This is a genomic window from Citrobacter sp. On2M, from assembly GCF_018035235.1.
Taxonomy (GTDB): domain Bacteria; phylum Pseudomonadota; class Gammaproteobacteria; order Enterobacterales; family Enterobacteriaceae; genus Citrobacter; species Citrobacter meridianamericanus.
The window spans coordinates 779067-793190 of record NZ_WPCV01000004.1 but is presented as its reverse complement, the minus strand read 5'-3'; the positions used below and the strand labels follow the sequence as shown (position 1 = coordinate 793190).

The 14124-nt window shown below is 47.9% G+C and carries 14 protein-coding genes, 1 pseudogene and 1 other annotated feature; of the genes and pseudogenes, 2 read left to right on the top strand and 13 right to left on the bottom strand.

The genetic code is table 11. The features are described from left to right. Positions 1-10 precede the first annotated feature (10 nt). From On2M_RS14175 to thrS, 13 genes are all read right to left on the bottom strand, one after another. Positions 11-724, bottom strand: coding sequence for an EAL domain-containing protein (locus On2M_RS14175; RefSeq protein WP_210905002.1), 714 nt, complete (start codon positions 722-724; stop codon positions 11-13). A gap of 318 nt (positions 725-1042) precedes the next feature. Then, positions 1043-1507: an NlpC/P60 family protein gene (locus On2M_RS14170; RefSeq protein WP_151219021.1), complete on the bottom strand. Its 465-nt coding sequence runs from the start codon at positions 1505-1507 to the stop codon at positions 1043-1045. Between the two features lie 77 nt (positions 1508-1584). Further along, positions 1585-2334, bottom strand: coding sequence for a vitamin B12 ABC transporter ATP-binding protein BtuD (gene btuD, locus On2M_RS14165; RefSeq protein WP_151219020.1), 750 nt, complete (start codon positions 2332-2334; stop codon positions 1585-1587). Next, positions 2334-2885, bottom strand: coding sequence for a glutathione peroxidase (locus On2M_RS14160; RefSeq protein WP_151225374.1), 552 nt, complete (start codon positions 2883-2885; stop codon positions 2334-2336). Before On2M_RS14160 ends, btuD begins: the two co-directional genes overlap by 1 nt. 60 nt (positions 2886-2945) lie before the next feature. Beyond that, positions 2946-3926 (bottom strand): vitamin B12 ABC transporter permease BtuC, encoded by a 981-nt coding sequence (btuC, locus tag On2M_RS14155; protein ID WP_151225373.1) that lies wholly within the window; start codon positions 3924-3926, stop codon positions 2946-2948. A 153-nt stretch (positions 3927-4079) separates the two neighbouring features. Further along, positions 4080-4379 (bottom strand): integration host factor subunit alpha, encoded by a 300-nt coding sequence (gene ihfA, locus On2M_RS14150; protein ID WP_003030571.1) that lies wholly within the window; start codon positions 4377-4379, stop codon positions 4080-4082. Between the two features lie 4 nt (positions 4380-4383). Then, on the bottom strand, positions 4384-6771 hold the full coding sequence (gene pheT / locus On2M_RS14145) for a phenylalanine--tRNA ligase subunit beta (protein ID WP_210905001.1): 2388 nt from the start codon (positions 6769-6771) through the stop codon (positions 4384-4386). Positions 6772-6786: 15 nt separating this feature from the next. Then, positions 6787-7770, bottom strand: a complete 984-nt coding sequence (pheS, locus tag On2M_RS14140) for a phenylalanine--tRNA ligase subunit alpha (RefSeq protein ID WP_103770153.1) — start codon at positions 7768-7770, stop codon at positions 6787-6789. Between the two features lie 165 nt (positions 7771-7935). Continuing rightward, positions 7936-8060 (bottom strand) — a sequence feature (Phe leader region). Then, positions 8011-8055 (bottom strand): pheST operon leader peptide PheM, encoded by a 45-nt coding sequence (gene pheM / locus On2M_RS14135; protein ID WP_001386830.1) that lies wholly within the window; start codon positions 8053-8055, stop codon positions 8011-8013. (Overlaps the previous feature by 45 nt.) A gap of 120 nt (positions 8061-8180) precedes the next feature. Then, a complete protein-coding gene (gene rplT, locus On2M_RS14130; RefSeq protein WP_003030578.1) occupies positions 8181-8537 on the bottom strand; it encodes a 50S ribosomal protein L20 in 357 nt (118 codons plus the stop codon). A 55-nt stretch (positions 8538-8592) separates the two neighbouring features. Beyond that, positions 8593-8790, bottom strand: coding sequence for a 50S ribosomal protein L35 (gene rpmI / locus On2M_RS14125; protein WP_003030583.1), 198 nt, complete (start codon positions 8788-8790; stop codon positions 8593-8595). A gap of 96 nt (positions 8791-8886) precedes the next feature. Continuing rightward, the gene (gene infC, locus On2M_RS14120; protein ID WP_048997935.1) at positions 8887-9429 is read right to left on the bottom strand and encodes a translation initiation factor IF-3; all 543 of its coding nucleotides are present in this window, start codon (positions 9427-9429) and stop codon (positions 8887-8889) included. Between the two features lie 3 nt (positions 9430-9432). Then, positions 9433-11361 carry a threonine--tRNA ligase gene (gene thrS, locus On2M_RS14115; RefSeq protein WP_210905000.1) on the bottom strand — a complete coding sequence of 643 codons (1929 nt, stop codon included), beginning with the start codon at positions 11359-11361 and terminating at the stop codon, positions 9433-9435. A gap of 799 nt (positions 11362-12160) precedes the next feature. Between thrS and On2M_RS24240 the strand changes: the two are divergent. Beyond that, positions 12161-13159 (top strand): annotated as a pseudogene (locus On2M_RS24240) (acyltransferase); the annotation flags it as partial. Next, entirely contained in the window at positions 13142-14122 is a 981-nt protein-coding gene (locus On2M_RS24235) for an SGNH hydrolase domain-containing protein (RefSeq protein ID WP_348772786.1), read from the top strand. The pseudogene On2M_RS24240 and the gene On2M_RS24235, both read left to right, overlap by 18 nt. Positions 14123-14124: the final 2 nt, after the last annotated feature.

The window sequence follows — 14124 nt, the reverse complement described above, 5'->3', positions numbered from 1 at the left end:
AATAATAGGGTCATCTCTTAGCGAGCGAAATTATCTGCGCAGGAGGCACGGCAGGCCATAATCCTCCCTGCATGGCACTGAATCCCAGAGGTAATACACGTGCTAACATCTCTGGTGTATCAATACCGCTAATGATGACGGACTCACTACAGGGAGATATCTGCGCCAGGATAGCCCGCATAAATGGCTCAAATGAAATATGTGCAATCCTTTGTTGAACAAAGTTTTTATCCAACACGACGCGTTTGAACAGCCCATCAAAAATTGCCCGGGTAGATATCCCGCCAGCACCATAGTTTGTCAGTACTAATGGAAATCGCGCCGCCAATGCAGCCAGCGTTGGATTCTCTCTTCCATTATTTAACTCTGGAAAGTTTTCATTAATTGCCATTTCCAGAAACGAAAATCGTTCAACTTGTGAAGCAAATTTATCATCTGATAATAAAGTATTAGCAATTGCCGGCGTTAAATTAATCCAGGCAGAAACTTTTCGTTGAATAAAAAAATGTTGGCACGTTTCGATTAAATCAAGCTTTTCGGTAAATAAGCGACATTGCTCATCGTCCGACATCCGAGGCAGTACCAGCTCGGTGGGTATACGCACGCCCCCCTGCTCACTGGCAAAACTGGTGATGATATCAACGTATTCAAGATCGCCTTTTTCGCTTCTCGCAGGAAGAAAAGAAAACTCTGAATGGTATAGCGTATCCAGTGAAACAATCATCGTGCCAGCCCCTCTGCATAGGTGTTATCCGGCATCCTGTAGCAAAGGATGGAGAAATACGTTATTGCTGATGCAAGTAGAGGCTCTTTCATTTTTCCCTTTTTAGCCAGTAAATCGAATCCTTTTTTTTAGCTTATCCTGATTATAAGCGAATATCCAGCTTTGCACTTTTTAATATCTCGGAATAAATCATATTTTTAGCAAAATACGCTCTTATTGCTCAGGGTTATTGTTCGGCTGGCGGCAGAAATAAAAGTTAACTTTCAAATGGTGATGTCGAGGCTGCGCAGTCGTTGGCAGCCTTGTGTCTTATGAGGATTAAATACGTCGCGCCTGCCAAAAGTTTTTACGCCAGTAAACGTTATCCAGTGACGAACGCATAACTCCGCGACTGGTTGAGGCATGAATAAATTGATTGTTGGTATCGTAAATTCCGACATGCAGACCGCTTTCCCCTGATCCGGTTTTAAAGAAAACCAGATCGCCTGGCAGCAAATCATCTTTATCAATTTCGGTACCAATCTTTGATTGTGTGCGTGTGTCACGCGGGAGTTGCAGATCGAATTTGTCGCGCATTGTCATCAAAACAAATCCAGAACAGTCTACCCCGCTACGACTCATGCCACCGTAACGATAGGGTGTTCCGTGCCAGGTTTGTAGCTGGTCATTCAGACCGGCGATAACGGCGATAGAATCCGACAAGCGAGCATTTGGCGCAGGAGCACGATGGCTGCTGCAGCCCGCCAAAAACAATGCTGTGATGAAAATAAGCCAAAAGCGCATTCAGGAAGAATCCTCTGAATTATATTTTTATACCAATTTAGCGTGGAAATTATATGATTTTCAAGAACCCATTTAACTTAAGTGGTTGATATGAGCATTCTGTGGCCTTCAATGTCCAAACGACGGAAGTTTACGCCATAAGCCGCAGTCAAATTAGCTGGCGTCAGCACTGCATCCCGTGGGCCGCTGGCAAGCAACTTCCCGCGTTTAAGGAGCCAGGCCTTATGCGCATGGCGTAAGGTGTGATTAAGGTCATGGCTGCTCATAACAATCGCGATGCCCTGCAAACACAGCTGACTCAACAACCGATCCAGTGCATTTTGTTGCGCCACGTCCAGGCTGTTCATCGGCTCATCCAGCAGTAAAAGCTGGCCAAAGGGATTCGCTTGCGGGCAAATCTGCAGGATAACCGCTGCCAGGCGCACGCGCTGCCATTCTCCGCCGGAGAGCTGATTCACACTACGTGGCAGCTTATCTCCAAGCCCAAGCGTATCGGCGACGTCCTGTAGCTGATCGGTACGTGCTTTATCTGGTTGATGCAGCGTCAGAAAATGCCAGACCGGCATCGCAAACGGCGGGTTTTGCTGTTGCGCAAGATAGGCACGATATTGCGCCAGCTTTGCCGCTGGCCATTCGTCCAACAACATATCACCAAAGGTGATACTGCCTTCTCCGGTCGTCAGACCCGCCATCCGCGCCAACAGCGTGCTCTTTCCGGCGCCGTTAGGGCCCACTAAATGCAGGATCTCCCCCGCTTTTATCTCACCGGAAAGCGGGCCGAGCCGGGTTGATTCCGCTACGTCCTGTAGCTGCATCAATCGAGACATTAGTTTACCAGCGCCTTCTTGATGGACTGCACCAGGATGGGATCCTCAGGCGTCATATCGGGTGAGAATCGTTGCAATACCTGACCATCTCGCCCCACTAAAAACTTCTCGAAATTCCACAAAATATCGTCCGGGTAGAGCGGCGCCCGACCTTTACTCGCCATGCGCTCATAGAATCCGCTCTCCACAGGCGTAGTGGCTGTTGGCGCGGCATCAATCAGTTTCTGATACAGTGGATGGCGTCCCTCGCCGTTAACGTCAATCTTGCTGAACATCGGGAAGGTAACCCCCCAGGTAGTACTGCAGTACGTTTTGATTTCCTCTTCGCTGCCCGGCTCCTGGCCCAGAAACTGGTTGCAAGGGAATCCAAGTACGGTGAAACCCTGCTGATGCCAGGTTTTCTGTAGGTTCTCCAGTTGCTCATATTGCGGCGTCAACCCACATTTTGACGCCACGTTGACAATTAACAGCACATTTCCGGAATACGGCTGCAGTGAGGTAACCTCACCGTCGATGGTGATCACTTCTGTATCGAGGATAGTGTTTTGCATAGCATCTCCAGAACAACAAGTGGATTTTCAGTTTTTAATCATAGACCGAACCAACACGTTCTAGCGCGCGGCTTTTAGCAATAGCCAGATAAATACCGGTGCGCCCATGGTGGCCGTCACCACGCCGATAGGCAGCTCAGCCGAGGCCAACACCAGACGCGCGACAACATCAGCTAACAGTAATACGATAGCGCCAGCCAACGCACAGCCCGGCAGTAACACGCGATGATCGGTTAAACCGCACAGCCGCAGAATATGTGGGATCACAAGCCCAATAAAGCCAATCGCCCCCGCCAGCGCCACGCTGACGCCAACCATCCAGCCCGTAGCGACAACCAGCAGATTACGCCAGAACCACAATGGCAGCCCCAGCTGGCGTGCAGAAGTCTCCCCCAGCGCCAGCATATTCATCGGCTGCGACTGACAGCAGATCCACACCAGTACTGGGATCAGCGCCACCATTAGCCAGGCCTGATGCCAGTCGACGCCGCCGAAACCTCCCATCATCCAGTACATCAGCTGTCGTAAATCGAAAGACGTGGAAAAATAGATGGCCCATGTCATTAGCGCGCTACAGATAATTCCCAGCGCCACCCCCGCCAACAGCAGGCGGCTGGTAGACAAATGGCGACGGGCGAAACGGAGCAAAATAAGCGTGATAATCAGCGCCCCGGCGATGGCGCATAAACCCAACGCCCAGCCTGGAAGCTGGCCCTGTCCCAGCAGCACTGCCGCGATGAGTCCTACCCCTGCACCGTTAGACACGCCCAATAACCCAGGCTCCGCCAGCGGGTTTTCAAACAGAGCTTGCATCACTGCGCCAGATAAGGCCAACGCAGCGCCTACCAGCAAAACGGCCAGGGTTCGGGGAAGTCGGATTTGCCAGACGAACAGATCGCCGCGGGCACTGAACCAGTCGCCAGGGGCGATCCACTGTTCTCCTGCGCACAAGCTTAGAATCGTTGCTAGCAGCATCAGTACTGACAGTGACAATATCCAGCGCACATTTCGTCGCTGCTGTAGATGAGCGAAAGTCAGCATGTTTTCCATTCTGCTGAAAAGAGATGAAGGTGATTCTACGGTGCTGATTCGGTAGTGAAAAGGAAAAAGGCCGCAGAGCGGCCTTTTTAGTTATATATCATGGTTTGCGCTGCCGCTTTGATGGCAGAGCAAGTGACTTAGCTGATCGTTAAATCACTCTTCTTTGGGCGTTGCGTTTTCGACTCGGCTTTTTAACTTCTGTCCGGGTCTGAAGGTCACCACGCGCCGTGCTGTAATGGGAATATCTTCGCCCGTTTTCGGGTTACGTCCCGGACGTTGATTCTTATCACGCAGATCGAAGTTACCAAAACCAGAGAGTTTTACCTGCTCACCATTTTCCAGAGCACGACGGATCTCTTCGAAAAACAGCTCGACCAGTTCTTTGGCATCCCGCTTGCTAAGCCCAAGCTTATCAAACAGATATTCTGACATTTCAGCTTTTGTAAGCGCCATAGGTTCAATCCCTCAATGATGCCTGGAATCGCTCTTTTAATGCCCCTACACATTTGGCGACGGTAGCGGCAATCTCCTCTTCTTCAAGTGTACGGCTGGTATCCTGAAGGATCAGGCTGATAGCGAGGCTCTTATAACCCTCCGCAACACCCTTACCGCGGTACACGTCAAATAAGTTTACGCCAACTACCTGATTTACGCCAACTTTCTTACACTCGGATAAAATATCCGCAGCGGGAACGTTTTCTGCCACAACAACTGCGATGTCGCGACGGTTCGCCGGGAAGCGAGAAACTTCACGCGCCTGAGGCACCACGCGGTCTGCGAGCTTATTCCACTCCAGTTCAAACACCAGAGTGCGACCGTTCAGATCCAGTTTACGTTCCAGTTCAGGATGAACAACCCCAATGAAACCAATGCGTTCACCTTTCAGATAAATCGCCGCAGATTGACCTGGATGCAGGGCTGGATTTGCTTCAGCTTTGAACTGAATGTCCGCCAGTTTGCCGGTCAGGTCGAGCACCGCCTCCAGATCGCCTTTCAGATCATAGAAATCAACGGTCTCTTTTGCCAGATTCCAGTGTTCATCATGACGGTTACCGCAGATCACACCCGCCAGCATCAGATCCTGACGGATCCCGAGGTTGGCCTGCGTATCCGGTACAAAACGTAAACCCGTTTCGAAAATACGCACGCGGTTCTGCTGACGGTTCTGGTTATACACTACTGTAGACAGCAAGCCGGTCCACAGGGACAAACGCATTGCCGACATATCAATAGAGATTGGACTTGGCAGCAGCAGCGCTTCTTCACCTGGATGCAGCAGCGCCTGAACTTTCGGGTCGACAAAGCTGTAGGTAATAACTTCCTGATAGCCTTTATCATTCAGCATGGTTTTCACACGTTTCAGCGATAAATCCGCTTCACGATGCGTACCCATGATAAGCCCCGCCTGAATTGGCGTATTCGGGATATTGTCATAACCGTACACGCGGGCGACTTCTTCGACCAGGTCCTCTTCGATCTCCATGTCGAAACGCCAGCTTGGGGCTACCGCTTTCCACTCATCTTGCCCTTCCGTAACGTCACAACCCAGACGACGCAGAATATCGCTCACCTGCTCATCCGCAATATGGTGCCCAATCAGACGATCAAGTTTGCTACGACGAAGCGTAATAGTTGCGCGTTTTGGCAGCGTGGCTTCGTTCGTCACGTCAATAATTGGACCCGCTTCACCACCGCAGATATCAATCAGCAGGCGCGTAGCGCGTTCCATGGCTTTATGTTGCAGCGCAGGATCGACACCGCGCTCATAGCGGTGAGACGCATCGGTGTGCAGGCCGTGACGACGTGCGCGACCGGTAATAGACAGCGGGCTGAAGAATGCGCATTCCAGCAGGACGTTTTGCGTTTCATCATTCACACCGGAGTGTTCGCCGCCAAAGATACCGCCCATCGCCAGCGCTTTGTTATGGTCTGCAATCACCAGCGTATCCGCGTTCAGCTTCGCTTCGCTGCCGTCCAGCAATACCAGGGTTTCCCCCTCTTTTGCCATACGGACAACAATCCCACCTTCAATGCGGTCTTTGTCGAAAGCATGCATTGGCTGACCCAGTTCGAGCAGCACATAGTTCGTTACGTCAACCACGGCATCAATAGAGCGGATCCCGCAACGACGCAGTTTTTCTTTCATCCACAGCGGGGTTGGCGCTTTAACGTTGATGCCCTTCACCATACGGCCCAGATAGCGTGGGCAGGCTTCCACAGCTTCGACCTGAATCGGCAGGACGTCGCTAATGGTTGCGGCTACTGGTGCCATTTCCGGCTCAACCAGCGGAGCTTTGTTCAGCACAGCAACATCACGTGCGACACCGATAATCCCTAAGCAGTCGGCACGGTTCGGGGTGACGCTAATTTCGATAGTATTATCGTCAAGCTTCAGATATTCACGGATATCCGTACCAATTGGCGCATCGGCTGGCAGTTCGATAATACCGTTATGATCGTCGGAAATGCCCAGCTCGGAAAACGAACACAGCATACCTTCAGACGGCTCACCGCGCAGTTTCGCGGCTTTGATTTTAAAATCGCCCGGCAGAACGGCACCAACGGTTGCCACGGCCACTTTCAGCCCCTGACGGCAGTTTGGCGCGCCGCAGACGATATCCAGCAGGCGCTCGCCGCCTACATTCACTTTGGTGACGCGCAGTTTATCAGCGTTCGGGTGCTGAGCGCACTCAACCACTTCGCCCACTACAACGCCGTTGAACGCGCCGGAAACAGGATCCACACCGTCAACTTCCAGACCCGCCATCGTGATTTGGTTTGACAGCGCATCGCTATCAATCGCCGGGTTTACCCATTCGCGTAACCACAGTTCACTGAATTTCATTGTTTTATCCTGCCCTTATTTAAACTGTTTGAGGAAACGCAGATCGTTTTCGAAGAAAGAGCGCAGATCGGTCACGCCGTAACGCAGCATGGTCAGACGCTCCATACCCATGCCGAATGCAAAGCCAGAGTATATTTCCGGATCGATGCCGACATTACGCAGCACGTTCGGGTGAACCATTCCGCAACCCAGCACTTCCAGCCATTTACCGTTTTTGCCCATCACGTCCACTTCCGCAGAAGGTTCGGTGAACGGGAAGTAGGAAGGACGGAAACGAACCTGCAGGTCTTCTTCAAAGAAGTTGCGCAGGAAATCGTGCAGCGTACCTTTCAGATTGGTGAAGTTGATGTTGGTATCAACAATCAGCCCTTCCATCTGATGGAACATCGGGGTGTGCGTCTGATCGTAGTCGTTACGATATACGCGACCCGGGGCGATAATACGAATCGGTGGCTGTTTTTCCTTCATGGTGCGGATCTGCACGCCGGAAGTCTGTGTGCGCAGCAGACGCGTCGCATCAAACCAGAAAGTGTCGTGGTCAGCGCGCGCCGGGTGATGGCCAGGAATATTCAGTGCATCGAAGTTGTGATAGTCATCTTCGATTTCCGGACCGGTCGCCACGGTAAAGCCCAGCTCACCGAAGAAACTTTCAATACGGTCGATAGTACGTGTTACCGGATGCAAACCGCCGTTTTCGATGCGACGCCCTGGCAGGGAGATATCGATCGTTTCTTCAGCCAGACGTGCATTCAGCGCAGCACTTTCTAATTCGGCTTTACGCGCGTTGAGCGCTTGCTGAACCTGCTCTTTGGCTTCGTTTATCACCGCACCTGCAGCCGGACGCTCTTCCGCCGGCAGTTCGCGCAGGGTAGTCATCTGAAGGGTCAGATGCCCTTTCTTGCCCAAATATTCGACGCGGACATTGTCTAACGCGGCAACATCTGAAGCCTGGTTAATGGCGGCCGTTGCACTGGCAACCAGCTCTGCGAGATGTGACATGGTTTTCCTCGTTATGTTGCGATATTCACTAGTCGCTCGTAAATACGCAAAATCATTCAAGTTGTGTCACGGCGGCAAAAGAGCAAACCCTCAGGAACGTACATCAGTACGTGACTGGGGTAAGCGAATGCAGCCAACACAGAGACAACTTGAAGGATGACGCGTATAAAAAAAGCCTCCACCAGGGAGGCTTTTAGGCGCTGTTTTCCGTTTCTTCTTTCACGCGCAAGCCTCCTGAGTTCAGGTGCTAAAGTAAAAGAAGAAGCGGAAAATAGCAGCATTCATGCTTGCGTTACCTTGTGTGGTAAAAACCGGACAACCTTTATTGAAAAGGCTTACGAATAAATTGTCAACCAATTGATTGCACTACAAATAAAAGAGAGGGAGCCAGGCTCCCTCTTTTCACCGGCTTATGCCAGAGCTGCTTTCGCTTTTTCGACCAGAGCGGTGAACGCTACTTTGTCGAATACTGCGATGTCAGCCAGGATCTTACGGTCGATTTCAACAGAGGCTTTTTTCAGGCCGTTGATGAATTTGCTGTAAGAAATACCGTTCTGACGTGCTGCTGCGTTGATACGCGCAATCCACAGTTGACGGAACTGACGCTTTTTCTGACGACGGTCACGATAAGCGTACTGACCAGCTTTGATAACAGCCTGGAAGGCAACGCGGTATACGCGAGAACGCGCACCGTAGTAGCCTTTAGCTTGTTTCAAAATTTTCTTGTGACGTGCACGGGCAACTACACCACGTTTTACGCGAGCCATATGTGCTCTCCTGTATCTATATTCTTAGTAAAAAAATTAATTAAACGTTAACGGCTTATGCGTACGGCAGGCACGCGATAACCAGACCCAGATCGCCTTTAGACACGAGGCCTTTTGGACGCAGGTGACGTTTACGCTTAGTAGATTTTTTGGTCAGAATATGACGCAGGTTTGCGTGCTTACGCTTAAATCCACCACCACCGGTTTTTTTGAAGCGCTTAGCAGCACCGCGTACGGTCTTAATTTTTGGCATTTTAATAACTTCCACTTCGCATTGTTAATAAACGAAACGTAGGCGAACAACGGCTGTGGAACCCGCAGGCTCCACAGACATTGCTACTTGAAGGCCTTACTGTTTCTTCTTAGGAGCGAGCACCATGATCATCTGGCGGCCTTCGATCTTCGTTGGGAAGGATTCGACTACTGCCAGTTCACTCAGATCGTCACGGACGCGGTTAAGCACTTCCATACCGATCTGTTGGTGGGCCATTTCACGACCGCGAAAACGCAGCGTGATCTTAGCCTTATCGCCATCTTCCAGAAAGCGTACCAGGCTGCGGAGTTTTACCTGGTAATCGCCATCGTCGGTACCAGGACGGAATTTAATTTCCTTAACCTGGATAACTTTTTGCTTTTTCTTCTGTTCCTTAGAAGACTTACTCTTTTCATAAAGGAACTTGCCGTAGTCCATAATACGACAAACTGGCGGTTCGGCGTTAGGGCTGATTTCAACTAAATCTACTCCAGCTTCTTCAGCTTTTTCGATCGCTTCTCTCAGACTCACAATACCCAAAGCTTCGCCTTCCAGACCTGTTAAGCGAACTTCCAGGGCGCGAATCTCGCCATTGATACGATTCGGACGTGCCGTTTGAACTCGTTTTCCGCCTTTAATACCTTATTCCTCCAGTTGTTGAAGACTGCGGCTGCGAATCTCTTGTTGCAGCTTCTCAATCACTTCATTTACGTCCCGGCTGCCCAAGTCTTTGCCACGACGGGTGCGCACGGCAACTTTGCCTGCTTCTACCTCTTTGTCGCCACAGACCAACATGTAAGGGACACGACGTAAAGTGTGCTCGCGGATTTTAAAGCCAATCTTCTCATTTCTCAAGTCTGCTTTTACACGAATACCCGCATTTTGTAGTTTCTGCGTTAATTCGTTAACGTATTCAGACTGAGAATCGGTGATGTTCATGACCACAACCTGAACTGGCGCAAGCCAGGTCGGGAAGAAGCCAGCGAACTCTTCGGTCAGGATACCGATGAAACGTTCCATCGACCCAAGAATTGCGCGGTGAATCATAACCGGCACCTGACGCTCGTTGTTTTCGCCAACATAAGAGGCGCTTAAACGGGACGGCAGAGAGAAGTCCAGCTGTACAGTACCGCACTGCCATGCACGATCGAGGCAGTCATACAGGGTAAATTCAATTTTCGGACCGTAGAATGCGCCCTCACCCAGTTGGAACTCAAACGGGATGTTGTTTTCTTCCAGCGCAACGGCCAGGTCAGCTTCAGCACGGTCCCACATTTCATCGCTACCGATACGTTTTTCGGGGCGAGTGGACAGTTTGACGACGATCTTCTCGAAGCCAAAGGTGCTGTACATATCGTAGACCATACGAATACAGGCGTTAACTTCATCACGGATCTGCTCTTCTGTACAGAAGATATGCGCATCATCCTGAGTGAAGCCACGAACACGCATCAGGCCATGCAGCGCACCTGACGGCTCATTACGGTGGCAACTACCAAACTCGGCCATACGCAGCGGCAGATCGCGATAGGACTTCAGACCCTGATTAAAGATCTGCACGTGACCCGGGCAGTTCATGGGCTTAATGCAGTACTCACGGTTCTCAGAGGAGGTCGTGAACATCGCATCTTTGTAGTTATCCCAGTGACCTGTTTTTTCCCACAGCACACGGTCCATCATGAACGGACCTTTCACTTCCTGATACTGGTATTCTTTCAGTTTTGAACGAACGAAGACTTCCAGTTCACGGAAGATAGTCCAGCCATCATTGTGCCAGAACACCATACCCGGCGCCTCTTCCTGCATATGATACAGGTCAAGTTGCTTACCGATTTTACGGTGGTCGCGTTTGGCCGCTTCTTCCAGACGTTGCAGGTAGGCATTCAGGGCTTTTTTATCTGCCCATGCAGTACCATAAATACGCTGCAGCATCTTGTTATTGCTGTCGCCACGCCAGTATGCCCCTGCGGTCTTCATCAGTTTGAAGTGATGGCAGAAACGCATGTTCGGCACGTGCGGGCCACGGCACATATCGACATATTCTTCATGATGGTACAAGCCAGGCTTGTCATCATGGGCAATGTTTTCATCAAGAATGGAGACTTTATAGGTCTCGCCACGCTTCACGAAGGTTTCACGCGCTTCGTACCAGCTAACTTTCTTCTTAATGACATCGTAGTTTTTCTCAGCGAGCTCGTGCATCCGCTTCTCGAGCGCGTCGACGTCTTCCTGGGTTAACGTACGGTCAAGATCGATATCGTAGTAAAAACCGTTATCAACAACCGGTCCGATCGCCATTTTGGTGTGCGGCCAGAGTTGTTTGATCGCGTGCCCTAACAGGTGCGCACAGGAGTGACGAATGATCTCCAGACCTTCTTCATCCTTCGCGGTGATGATGGAGAGCTTCGCATCATGCTCAATCAGATCGGAAGCATCTACCAGCTCACCGTCAACACGGCCAGCAATAGTGGCTTTCGCCAGACCTGGACCGATGTCCAGCGCAACATCCATGGGGCTTACAGCGTGGTCGTAATGGCGTTGGCTGCCATCAGGAAGAGTAATAACAGGCATGTTATATCCTTATTTGCAGTGGTGACCCACACGTAAGATCACATACAAAGAGAAAATTTATTTGTTTACAGTAAGTTGTGCAACCATCTAACCAACAATCGCTAAATTGGTACACAATCTGGTACACAAATGAAAAACTGATATCCTCAGTCCCTCATCAGGTAAAATGATGGTAACACTAAAAAAGTGGTGATTGCACCACTCTGTTTCACATTGCTTCAAATTGTCTTGCAAGGACGATCGTATTCGACTAAGTGACGGTAAACGCAAAACCTTGCAAACCGATGCAAAGCTTTGTGTGTTCCGATTTTGCCCCTTTTATCCAATCTATCACTAAGCCATGCCTACCTGGCATCGTTGATACCTGCCATCTCTATCGATCAATAATTTTTACGGTGTTAATATGTTTTCTGTTAATCCGAAAACGCAAAAGTGGTTATAAAATGGTTGATTTTCTTGTACGTTTTGCTGCCTTAATCTCATTTTTTGGCCTAGTGACAGGGTACAGCGCTAACAATTTCTCTCATCAGCTTGTAGAAGTGGTGATGATTGTCATCTGGATACTTACAGACATGCACAACCTGAAGAAATTGGCAATAAAAATAAATGATAAAATCTGCCGACGCAGGTAATAAATTTTTTGATTATTTTCTTGATTAAATATTGTGTAGGCAACTGATTTATATGGAAAATAAAGAAGATTTAACAACTTGGAAGCGTTATGAATGATCATAATTAGCACACCTGATACACTCATATAGATAAATAATTCTAAACTTTTAAATTAATAGGTCATGGAATGTTCGCTTTATCTGAAACTCAGAAAACTACATCAAGATATTACCAACCTGATGTTGATGGCTTAAGAACCGTTGCGGTTCTTCTTGTTTTGTTCTTTCATGCCGGATTTACATCATTAAGCGGTGGATTTATCGGTGTTGATATTTTCTTCGTTATATCTGGTTACCTTATTACCGGGATATTGGTGTCAAGCGTTGAGAAGAAAAAATTTAATTACATCACGTTTATGCTATCAAGGGTATCAAGATTATACCCAACCCTATTGGCGATAATTTAATTAACTCTTGCTTTTGGGTTTTTAATTTATACGCCAAGAGACTTCAAAGAACTTGGTGTTACGTCTGTTTATTCTGCACTTTCTGCATCAAATTTTCATTTCATGCTAGGTGCTGGATATTTCGATACATCTTCTGAGATTAATCCGCTTTTACACACTTGGTCGTTAGCTGTCGAGCAGCAATTCTATTTAGTATGGCCCATTGTTATATGGCTATCAATGAAAGCAAGCCGTAAACTAGCTATAGCCATGATCTCAGCATCAGGCATAGCTTCACTGATAGCATCTCAGTATATGACCAATATTGACCCCACTCAAAACTATTTTATGGTTCAATACCGTATATTTGAGTTTGCAGCAGGTGGATTACTATTCTTCATCCCAAATAGTAAATGCCGTAATAAACTACTCAGTACCTTGATGTTTATTATTGGTATTTCATTGATTATTTACGCTGCGTTTCACTTCGATAAAAACACAGCATTCCCAGGCATAAATGCCATGTTACCAGTTATTGGTGCATGCCTGTGCATTATTTATTCAAAACATACTCCAGCTGGCTACCTGCTGAGGAACAAAATATTTGTAAGTATTGGGCTTGTTTCATATTCAGTATATCTAATACACTGGCCTTTATTGGTTTTCTATAAATATTATATATTTAGACCACTGTATACTTTTGAAAAAATTTCCCTAGTAATTATGTCGCTGCTGCTTGCCTATGTAAGCTATGCGCTAATTGAGAACAAATTTAGAAGAATTAACTTATCTGGCATAAATGTAATGAGTGCGTCTTTCGTTGCTATGCTGGCATTGATAGTTTTCTCATCAACCATGATTTATAGACATGATGGTTTCTCATTCCGCGTTAATGAATACTTTAAAGAGAAGATGAATGATGCTGGAGCATTCCATCTACAACAGTACGGCGGGAATGGTTATTATGCTGGAGCACATATAATTGGAGATAAGACTGCAACTAAAGTATCTGCGGTAATTATGGGTGACAGTTTTGCAAGGCAATACGCACATGCAATAGATGTAGATAGCAAAGGATATAAATTCATAACATCAATGAATGACGGTTGTTTTTTCTCGCGTAATTACACAACATTCTATGCTGGTTTGCCAGATCCAAAATGCCAGCAAAGACTAAATTTCGCTATTGATTATTCTAATAAATTTAATGTCCCAGTTATTTTTGGGATGCGTTGGGTTGGATATGAAGCGATGATAAGTGATACGGAAGGAAACCAGAAGAAGTTTACCAATGAAAGTGAGTTTATTAGATTCAGCATAGAAAACATTAAAAATAATATTGAGGCATTTAAAGGCCGCAAGGTTGTTCTTCTTGGAGCTCCCCCAGGAACAGAAGGAGTTGGTGGTGTTGAGAAGTGCGTGAACCGTCCTTCATATCTTCCATTAGCATGCACAAAATACCTTGAAACAGATGACAGGGATACTATAAATAAAAGGATAAACATTGCCATTAAAAAAGAGTTTGCTGGGTATAAAAATGTATTATTTATTGATCCATACGACATCCTTTGCAAGGATGGCAAATGCTCTACCATGACAGATGATTATCAGTTCATTTATTCAGATGCTGTACATCTTTCTAAGTCAGGAGCTAAATTAGTATGGTCTAAGTCTAAAGATAATATTATTGATTTCATCAAGTAAAG